The 9,930-nt window shown below is 70.3% G+C and carries 3 protein-coding genes, 1 tRNA gene and 2 rRNA genes; 1 reads left to right on the top strand and 5 read right to left on the bottom strand.

Going from position 1 to position 9,930, the window contains the following annotated elements; all coding sequences use genetic code 11:
* A partial coding sequence (locus G3I42_RS33565; protein ID WP_343244737.1) for a HAMP domain-containing protein occupies nucleotides 1–5,171 on the bottom strand: 5,171 nt, incomplete at its 3' end.
* Between the two features lie 323 nt (nucleotides 5,172–5,494).
* Here G3I42_RS33565 and G3I42_RS33560 point away from each other — a divergent pair.
* Nucleotides 5,495–8,278 (top strand): SpoIIE family protein phosphatase, encoded by a 2,784-nt coding sequence (locus G3I42_RS33560; protein ID WP_164291445.1) that lies wholly within the window; start codon nucleotides 5,495–5,497, stop codon nucleotides 8,276–8,278.
* Nucleotides 8,279–8,345: 67 nt separating this feature from the next.
* Here the strand turns inward: G3I42_RS33560 and G3I42_RS33555 are convergent.
* The 4 genes from G3I42_RS33555 to G3I42_RS33540 all read right to left on the bottom strand — a co-directional run.
* Nucleotides 8,346–8,418: transfer RNA gene (locus tag G3I42_RS33555), tRNA-Thr, on the bottom strand.
* A gap of 106 nt (nucleotides 8,419–8,524) precedes the next feature.
* Nucleotides 8,525–9,208 (bottom strand): DegT/DnrJ/EryC1/StrS family aminotransferase, encoded by a 684-nt coding sequence (locus tag G3I42_RS33550; protein ID WP_164291444.1) that lies wholly within the window; start codon nucleotides 9,206–9,208, stop codon nucleotides 8,525–8,527.
* 110 nt (nucleotides 9,209–9,318) lie between these two features.
* Nucleotides 9,319–9,435 (bottom strand): 5S ribosomal RNA (gene rrf / locus G3I42_RS33545).
* Nucleotides 9,436–9,538: 103 nt separating this feature from the next.
* Nucleotides 9,539–9,930 (bottom strand): 23S ribosomal RNA (locus G3I42_RS33540); the annotation flags it as partial.

Raw genomic sequence — 9,930 nt, 5'->3', positions numbered from 1 at the left:
CCCTCGGCGCCCGCGTCGCCGGTCGCGCCGGCATCCGTACCGGTGGCGCCGGAAGCCCCGGCGGCCTCCCCGCCGTCGCCCGCGCGCGCGCCGTCCTCCGTCTCGCCGCGCGCCCGCTTCTCCTCCCGCTTGCGCCGCAGCTCCTCCGCCTGCATCGCCTTGCGGCGGCGGCGGAACTTCTCGGCGGGACCGTTGCGGTTGTCGCGCACAGGCGTGAGGGCGCCGCCCGTGAGCGTCGGCGTCATCGGCCGCTCGCCCGGTACGAAGCGGTCGCCCGTCTCGACGGCGGGCGCGAGGTCCGTCATGCCGCCCTGCGCCGGGACGTCGCCGGGGTGCAGCGGCAGGTAGAGCGTGAACGTCGAGCCGCGTCCCGGCTGGCTCTGCGCGTCGATCTCGCCGCCGAGCAGTCGCGCGATCTCCCGGCTGATCGAGAGCCCGAGGCCCGTACCGCCGTACTTGCGGCTCGTCGTGCCGTCCGCCTGCTTGAACGCCTCGAAGATGACGCGCATCTTGCCCTCGGCGATACCGATCCCGGTGTCCGTGACCGAGAAGGCGATCATCTTGCCGTCCGGCTCGGTCAGCGAGCCCGCTTCGAGCAACTGCTCCCGGATCGCGTCCGGCACCTCGGCGCCCGCCGGGCGGATGATCAGCTCGACCGCCCCGCTGCCCGTGAACTTCACCGCGTTCGAGAGCAGGTTGCGCAGCACCTGGAGGAGGCGCTGCTCGTCGGTGTGCAGCGTCGCCGGCAGCTCCGGCGAGACGCGTACCGAGAAGTCGAGGTTCTTCTCGACCGTCATCGGCCGGAACGTCGCCTCGACGTAGTCGACGAGCTGGACGAGCGCGATCCGCGTCGGCGAGACCTCCATCTTGCCCGCCTCGACCTTGGACAGGTCGAGGATGTCGTTGATGAGCTGGAGCAGGTCCGAACCGGCCCCGTAGATCGTCTCGGCGAACTCGACCTGCTTGTGCGAGAGGTTGCGCTCCGCGTTGTCCGCGAGCAGCTTCGCGAGGATCAGCAGCGAGTTGAGCGGGGTGCGCAACTCGTGCGACATGTTCGCGAGGAACTCGGACTTGTAGCGCATCGAGACCGCGAGCTGCTCGGCCCGCTCCTCCAGGACCTGCCGCGCGTTCTCGATCTCGCCGTTCTTGACCTCGATGTCGCTGTTCTGCCGGACGAGGAGCGCCGCCTTCTCCTCCAGCTCCGCGTTGGACTCCTGAAGCGCCTTCTGCCGCTGCTCCAGTTCCGCCGAGCGGTCCTTGAGCTGCGCCGTCAGCTCGCGGGACTCGGCGAGCAGCACGGTGGTCTTGGAGTTGACGCTGATCGTGTTGACGCTCGTCGCGATCACCTCGGCGATCTGCGCGAGGAAGTCCCGCTGGATCTTCGTGAACTGCGCGAACGTCGCGAGTTCGATGACGCCGAGCACCTTGCCGTCGAAGAGCAGCGGCAGCACCACGACCTGCGCGGGCGTCGCCTGCCCGAGCCCCGAGGAGATCTTGATGTAGTCGGCAGGGACCTCGTTCACGGTCAGGATGCGCTTCTCGCGCGCCGCCGTGCCGACGAGGGTCTCGCCGGGGTGGAAGGCCGTCGGCATCATCCCGGCCGCGTAGTTGTACGAGCCGATGAGCCGCAACTGGTACGCCTCGTCGTCGACGTCCGTGACCTCCACGCCCTCCTCCAGCGGCTCGGCGAGGAAGAACGCCCCGTGCTGCGCGGTCACGACCGGCGTCAGCTCGCTCATGATGAGCTGCGCGACGTCGGTGAGGTCGCGGCGGCCCTGGAGCAGCCCGGAGATCCGGGCGAGGTTGCCCTTGAGCCAGCCCTGCTCCTCGTTGGCGAGCGTGGTGTCCCGCAGGTTGCCGATCATCGTGTTGATCGTGTCCTGGAGGCGCAGCATCTCGCCCGACGCCTGCGTCTTGGCCGAGACGTTGAGGTCGCCGCGGGTCACCGCCGTCGCGACCGAGGCCATGCCCCGTACCTGGTCGGTCAGGTTGAAGGCCATCTCGTTGACGGAGTCGGTCAGCTCCCGCCACGTACCGTCCACGTCGCGGACCTGCGCCTGGCCGCCGAGGATGCCCTCGGTGCCCACCTCGCGGGCGACGCGGGTGACCTGCTCGGCGAAGCTGGAGAGCTGGTCGACCATCGTGTTGATGGTCGTCTTCAGCTCCAGGATCTCGCCGCGCGCGTCGATGTCGATCTTCTTCGTCAGGTCGCCCTTGGCGATGGCCGTCGTGACCATCGCGATGTTGCGGACCTGCCCCGTCAGGTTGGACGCCATCGAGTTCACCGACTCGGTGAGGTCCTTCCACGTCCCCGAGACACCCGGCACGCGCGCCTGGCCGCCCAGGATGCCGTCCGTGCCCACCTCGCGCGCGACGCGGGTCACCTGCTCGGCGAAGGCGGAGAGCGTCGTGACCATGATGTTCACGGTGTCGGCGAGCTGGGCGACCTCGCCGCGCGCCTCGACGGTGACCTTCTTGGTCAGGTCGCCGTTGGCGACCGCCGTCGCGACCTGCGAGATGCCGCGCACCTGCGAGGTGAGGTTGTTCGCCATGATGTTGACGTTGTCGCTCAGGTCCTTCCAGATGCCCGTCACGCCGGGCACCCGCGCCTGACCGCCCAGGTTCCCCTCGGTGCCCACGTCGCGGGCCACGCGGGTCACCTCGTCCGCGAAGGCGGAGAGCTGGTCGACCATGGTGTTGACGGTCGTGACGAGTTCGAGGATCTCGCCCTTCGCGTCCACGGTGATCTTCTTCGACAGGTCGCCGCGCGCCACCGCCGTCGTCACCTCGGCGATGTTGCGCACCTGGAGCGTCAGGTTGTTCGCCATGCCGTTGACGGACTGCGTGAGGTCCTTCCACGTGCCCGAGACGCCCTGGACCTCCGCCTGCCCCCCGAGCCGGCCCTCGGTGCCGACCTCCTGGGCGACGAGGGTGACCTGCTCCGCGAAGTTCGAGAGCTGGTCGACCATCGTGTTGAGCGTGTTCTTCAGCTCCAGGATCTCGCCCCGCGCGTCGACCGTGATCTTCTGCGAGAGATCGCCGCGCGCGACGGCCGTCGCGACCCCCGCGATGTTGCGCACCTGATCGGTCAGATTCCCGGCCATCCCGTTCACCGAGTCGGTCAGTTCCCGCCAGACCCCGGCGACGCCCGGCACCTGCGCCTGACCGCCGAGCTGCCCCTCCGTGCCCACTTCGAGCGCGACGCGGGTCACCTGCTCGGCGAAGGCGGAGAGCTGGTCGACCATCGTGTTGATGGTGTTCTTGAGCTCCAGGATCTCGCCGCGCGCGTCCACGTCGATCTTCTGCGAGAGGTCACCGCGCGCGACGGCCGTCGTCACATCCGCGATCTGCCGCACCTGCGAGGTCAGGTTGGACGCCATCGAGTTGACCGAATCGGTCAGTTCACGCCACGTACCGAGCACGCCGTCGACCCGCGCCTGGCCGCCGAGGCGGCCCTCGGTGCCCACGTCGCGCGCCATCCTGGTGACCTGCTCGGCGAACGACGACAGTTGGTCGACCATCGTGTTCACGGTGTTCTTGAGCTGGAGCATCTCGCCGGAGACGTCCACCGTGACCTTCTGCGAGAGGTCACCGCTGGCCACCGCGGTCGTCACCTGCGCAATGTTGCGCACCTGCCCGGTGAGGTTGCGGAAGGCCGTGTTGACGGAGTCGGTCAGGTCCTTCCACGTACCCGCCGCGCCCGGCACGTTCGCCTGACCGCCCAACTGCCCCTCGACGCCGACCTCGCGGGCGACCCGGGTCACCTCGGAGCCGAAGGACTGGAGCTGGTCGACCATGGTGTTGACGGTGTTCTTGAGCTCCAGCATCTCGCCGGCCACCGCGACCGTGACCTTCTGCGAGAGGTCACCGCTCGCGACCGCCGTCGTCACCGTCGCGATGTCGCGCACCTGCGTCGTCAGGTTGCGGAAGACGGTGTTGACCGAGTCCGTGAGGTCCTTCCACGTCCCCGCGGCGCCCGGCACGTTCGCCTGGCCGCCGAGCTGCCCGTCGAAGCCGACCTCGCGCGCCACCCGTGTCACCTCGTCGGCGAAGGTGCGCAGCGTCTGCGTCATCTGGTTGATCGTCTGCGCGAGTTGCGCGATCTCGCCGCGCGCGCTCACCTCGACCTTGCGCGACAGGTCCCCGTTGGCGACCGCCGTCGTGACATCGGCGATGCCGCGCACCTGGGCGGTCAGGTTCCCCGCCATGAGGTTCACCGAATCGGTGAGGTCCTTCCACACCCCGGCCACGCCGGGCACCCGCGCCTGCCCGCCGAGTTCGCCCTCGGTACCCACCTCGCGCGCGACGCGGGTGACCTCCTGCGAGAAGCCCGAGAGCTGGTCCACCATCGTGTTGACAGTGTTCTTCAGCTCCAGCATCTCGCCCTCGACGTGCACCGTCACCTTGCGCGAGAGATCGCCCGCGGCGACCGCCGTCGTCACCGTCGCGATGTCGCGGACCTGGGCGGTGAGGCGGTACGCCATCGTGTTGACGGAGTCGGTGAGGTCCTTCCAGGACCCCGACATGCCCCGTACCTTCGCCTGCCCGCCGAGCTTGCCCTCGGTGCCGACCTCGCTCGCGACCCGCGTCACCTCGTCGGTGAAGGTCGAGAGCATGTCGACGAGGTTGTTGACCGTGCGGCCCACCTTGAGGAACTCGCCGCGCAGCGGGTGCCAGGTCCCCTCCGGGGTCTGCCCGCGCAGCTCCATGCGCTGTTCGAGATCACCGTCGGCGACCGCGGAGAGCACCCGGCCGACCTCGGAGACGGGCCGCGCCAGCTCGTCGACGAGGGCGTTGGACGCGGTCACCGCCGTCGCCCAGGCGCCTTCGAGCACGCCGGTCTCCAGGCGCTCCGTGAGTTTTCCCTCACGCCCGACCACGCGCCGCACCCGCGACAGCTCACCCGTGAGGTGCAGATTACGGTCCGCGACCTCGTTGAAGACGGCCGCGATCTCGGCCATGATCCCGTCGCCCGAGACCGTGAGCCGCTTGCGGAAGTTCCCGTCCCGCATCGCCTCCAGAGCGGCGAGGAGCCGGTTGAGCGAGGTCGTGTCGACCTCGGTCGTCCCCCTGCCCCGGCCCCGGCCGCTGCGGGACGGCTCGCTCCGGGGCGACTGCTGTCCGCTCTCCGCGCGCGTACGGGTACGTCGCGTCGCTGCGCCAGACTCCACCGTGGTCCCTCCCGTGGGCTTCGACCTCGTGCTCGTGCCGGACCGCGCGGCGGCGGGGCCCGTCCATTCCGTAAGGCTCCCCCAAGTGTTTCACCCCGCCCCCCGCAGGCCATAACAGTTCGGCAGCTTCGGGCCCCGGCGACACTCTTCGGGGCGGAAACACAGCGAACCGGCATCCACCGGACCCCGGATGGTAAGTAACCTGGGCCTGAACTGTCCCTCCCGCCGGTCCACCGGTCCGCGGCGAGGGCACGGTGGCACGAACATGCCGCGCGGCACAACGGCATCCGCGCGGCACCACGGCAACAAAGGGGCGGCCGAGGATGGGACTGGGTTACGCCGGGGAGGACACCCCGGATTCTCGCCCCGGGGCGGACGACGCCCCCGCACGGCGGACGGGCGAGGACCGGGCGAGAACCGCGGCCCCCCACGTCGCGGCGCCGCGCGCCACCACAGAGAACGCCGAATTCGTGACAGGGAGTGCTGTGACCGCTCGGGCGTCCGCCACCTTCGCCCCCGAGGGACGCTCCGTCGCGACGGCCCGCGCCTTCGTCCGCGACACCCTCCAGGGCTGGGGCTTCACCGACCTCGTCGACGACGCGACGGTCCTCACCAGCGAACTGGTCACCAACGCCGTCGTGCACGCGGGCACGAGCGCCGAGGTGCTGTGCCTGCGCGAGGAGGACGGGGTACGCGTCGAGGTCGCCGACCGCTACCCGGACCGCGAGGTCCCGGTGCGCGCGGCCCCGTACGTCCTGACCGACCCCGAGCGCGAGGGCGGCCGCGGCCTCCAGCTCTGCGCGGCGCTCGCGGCCCGCTGGGGTGTCGAGTACTCCTCGACCCACAAGACGGTCTGGTTCCGCCTCGACCTGCCCGCGCGCCCGGTCGGCACCCGCAGCGCGGGCCCGCTCCTGCCGGACGAGCTGCTCCCGCTCGCCGCCGGCCACGTCCACGTCGCCGTCGTCCAGCTCGACGCCGAGGAGACCGTCTCGGCGTGGAACGAGGACGCGGAGGAGATGTTCGGCTACACCGCCGCGCAGGTCGTCGGCAAACCCCTCACCGACCTCGCCGCCTGGCCGCACACCCCCGGCACCGGCACGGGCGTCGCCGAGGCGCTGCGCCTGTCGCGCTGGGAGGGCAGCTACGGGCTCCGCTCGGCCTCGGGCCGCGTCATCCCGGTCTACGCCTCCCACCTGCGCGTACGCGACGCCGACGGCGCCCCGTCCACGGTCTGCCTCCTCGTCCACGACGACGAGCGCGCCGTCCTCCAGGCCCCGCTGCGCCCCACCCGCAAGGACGGCGCGGGCCGCGGCGAGGCGACGGCGCCCGACGCGTTCGAGACCTTCATCGGCACCCCGCCGCCCGAGGACCTCGACGGCCTCCTCCAGCGCACCGTGGAACGGGCGCGGGACATGCTCGAAGGCGACGCCGCCTTCCTCCTGCTCGCCACGGACGACGAGACGGAGCTGGAGGTACGTGCCTCGACGGGCCTGCCCTCGGCGCGCCAGCGCTTCGCCCGCGTCCAGGTCGAGGCGGGCGTCGGGCGCTACGGCTCGGCGCGGATGCCGGCCGTGCACGAGGACCTCAAGGACGTGCCGGGCGCGGTGCCGCTCCTGGACGGCACGGGGATGCGCTCCGTGGTGACGGTGCCGCTCAAGGTCGAGGGCCGGCTGACCGGCTCGCTCGGCGTCGCGGCCGAGGCTCCGGAGCGGTTCACCAACGAGGAGGCGCTGCGTCTCCAGTTCGCCGCCGACCGCATCGCGCTCGCCGTCGAGTCGGCGCGCCTGGGCGAGCTGGAGAAGCTGCGTCGCGGCTCGCTCTCGTTCCTCGTGGAGGCGTCCGATCTCCTCGCGGGCACGCTGGACAGGGACCAGACGCTCGCGCTCATGGCGCAGATGACGGTGCCGAACGTCGCGACGTGGTGCGCGGTCTACACGATCGCCGATCCGGCCTCGGAGCCGTACCTCTCGTACGTCCTGCACGAGGACGAGGACCGCATCGACGGCCTGAAGGCGCTCCTGACCCGCGTCGCGCCGCCCGAGCCGGTGACGACGCCGGGTCCGCGCGTGTGGACGGAGCCCGCCGAGGCGGCGCACCAGGCGGCGCTGCGCGACTCGATGCGCAGCCTCGACCCCGGCGAGCTGACCCTCGTCGGCTCGGGCATCGGCGACACCCTCGCGACGGCCGCGGCGGTGGGCGGCGAGACGGTCGTCCTGCCGCTCGTGGCGCGCAACCGCGTCATCGGGATGCTGACGCTCGGCAAGCCGGCCGACGAGCACTTCCGGCAGGAGATCCTCGAACTCGCCGAGGACCTCTCGCGCCGGGCCGCGCTCGCTCTCGACAACGCCCGCCTGTACTCGGAGCGCAACGCGATCAGCCAGTCGCTCCAGCGCTCCCTGCTGCCGCCGGAGCCGCTGCCCAAGGTCCCGAACGTCGAGGTGGAGGTCATCTACCGCGCGGCGGGTGAGGGCAACGAGGTCGGTGGCGACTTCTACGACCTCTTCCCGATCCGCGAGGGTGTCTACGGCTTCGCGATCGGCGACGTCTGCGGTACGGGCCCGGAGGCCGCCGCCGTCACGGGCCTCGCCCGGCACGCGCTGCGCCTGCTGGCCCGCGAGAACCTGCCGGGCCCGGCGGTCCTGGAGCGTCTCAACGCGGCGATCCTCGACGAGGGCGCCCGGAGCCGCTTCCTCACGCTGCTCTACGGCGAGCTGCATCCTCGCGAGGACGGCAGCGCGCTGCTGAAGGTCGTGTGCGCGGGTCACCCGCTGCCGCTGCGTCTGCACCAGGACGGCACGGTGAGCCCGGCCGCGGAGCCGCAGCCGCTGCTGGGCGTGATGGACGACCTGGAGTTGTACGAGGAGTCGGTCACCCTCGACCCCGGCGACGTCCTCCTGTGCGTCACGGACGGCATCACCGAGCGCCGCGAGGGGACCCGCATGCTCGGCGACGACGGCCTCGCCGAGGTCCTCAAGGGCTGCACCGGTCTGACGGCGGGCGCGGTCGCGGCGCGTGTCATGCGCGCCGTCGCGAATTTCGCGGCGGACGCCCCGTCCGACGACATGGCGATTCTCGCGATGCGGCTGCCGGGAATTCACCAGGACTGACCGGGACGTACGAGAAAGGCCCCCGCCATCGGGCGGGGGCCTTTCTCATGCTTCGTTGCTTTGACTGAGCCCCAAAACGGAATCGAACCGTTGACCTTCTCCTTACCATGGAGACGCTCTGCCGACTGAGCTATTGGGGCCTGTCCCGCACGCGCTCCGGCGCGTGGCGACGAACGAAATCATACCCCGATTCCGCACCCGCCCCGCACCACGCGTTCCGCCCGCTTATCGGCTCGGTACGGGCTCTCAACTCAGTACGGGCAGGCGCACGAAGCCGCCGAGCGCGTTGCAGACCGCGACGAGGCGCTGGAGTTCCCGCTTGCGCAGGCCGTCGCCGAGGGGCAGGGCGAGGGTTTCCGCCACGGCGTCCTCGGTGGCGGGCAGGTAGACGTCCCGCCGGTATCCCGGCAGGCGGTGCAGCGGGGTCGGCACCGGGATGCGGCAGTCGATTCCCTTGGCTCGGGCGGCGCGCACAAAGGCGTCCCGGTCGGGCCGGCCGTTCCCGGGCACGCGCGCGACGTAGCGCAGGTACCTGTGCTCCGCCCCGCCGCGCGGCGGCACGACGCCGCGCAAGCGCGCGTCGAGGTACCGAGCCCCTTCCGCCCGGGCCGCCGGCACTGCCCGCTCGGCCCCCGCCTCGTGGTGCTCCAGTACGAGCAGGCCGTGCCGCTCGCCGAGTTCCCTGACGGCCCCGAGCGGCGCGGGGCCCCCGAACCGGTGCCCGACGACCACGGCCGCCGTGCCCGGCCCCAGCACGCTCGCCACGTGGGCCGGGTCCAGGTTGTAGGTGTACGGGTCGATGTCGGCGAAGACGGGGCGCGCGCCCAGACCGAGAACGGTCTCGGCGATCGCGGGGCCGTCGAACGCGGATATGACGACCTCGTCCCCGCTTCCGATACCTGCGGCTCGCAGCAATCTCGCGGTGTCCATGACTGGATGGTTGCCCGTCGACATGAACACGACGCGAAGTGGAGAGAAACGCTGGGAAAGCAAAAAAGGGTGCCCCGAGTCCGAGGACTCGGGGCACCCTTTCAATATTTGTTCGGCGGCGTCCTACTCTCCCACAAGGTCCCCCTTGCAGTACCATCGGCGCTACGCAGCTTAGCTTCCGGGTTCGGAATGTAACCGGGCGTTTCCCACGCGCTATGACCACCGAAACACTATAAAACCAGCAACCACCCCGCCACACCGCACATCATATGCGGGGGCAGTGTGTGATTGTTCGTGGTTTCAGAACCAACACAGTGGACGCGAGCAACTGAGGACAAGCCCTCGGCCTATTAGTACCGGTCAACTCCACCCCTCACAGGGCTTCCATATCCGGCCTATCAACCCAGTCGTCTACTGGGAGCCTTACCCTCTCAAAGGAGGTGGGAACACTCATCTCGAAGCAGGCTTCCCGCTTAGATGCTTTCAGCGGTTATCCCTCCCGAACGTAGCCAACCAGCCATGCCCTTGGCAGAACAACTGGCACACCAGAGGTTCGTCCGTCCCGGTCCTCTCGTACTAGGGACAGCCCTTCTCAATATTCCTACGCGCACAGCGGATAGGGACCGAACTGTCTCACGACGTTCTAAACCCAGCTCGCGTACCGCTTTAATGGGCGAACAGCCCAACCCTTGGGACCGACTCCAGCCCCAGGATGCGACGAG

Origin of the sequence: Streptomyces sp. SID11385 (assembly GCF_010548245.1) — a bacterium.
Classification (GTDB): Bacteria; Actinomycetota; Actinomycetes; order Streptomycetales; family Streptomycetaceae; genus Streptomyces.
Note: the sequence above shows the minus strand (reverse complement) of the source record. Positions and strands in the feature narration are given on the sequence as shown.

What these genes read in the sequence shown, in the direction of transcription:
- G3I42_RS33560 (WP_164291445.1), top strand. Translation starts at nt 5,495, where the DNA reads ATGGGACTGGGTTACGCCGGGGAGGACACCCCGGATTCTCGCCCCGGG.
- G3I42_RS33550 (WP_164291444.1), bottom strand. Translation starts at nt 9,208, where the DNA reads ATGGACACCGCGAGATTGCTGCGAGCCGCAGGTATCGGAAGCGGGGAC.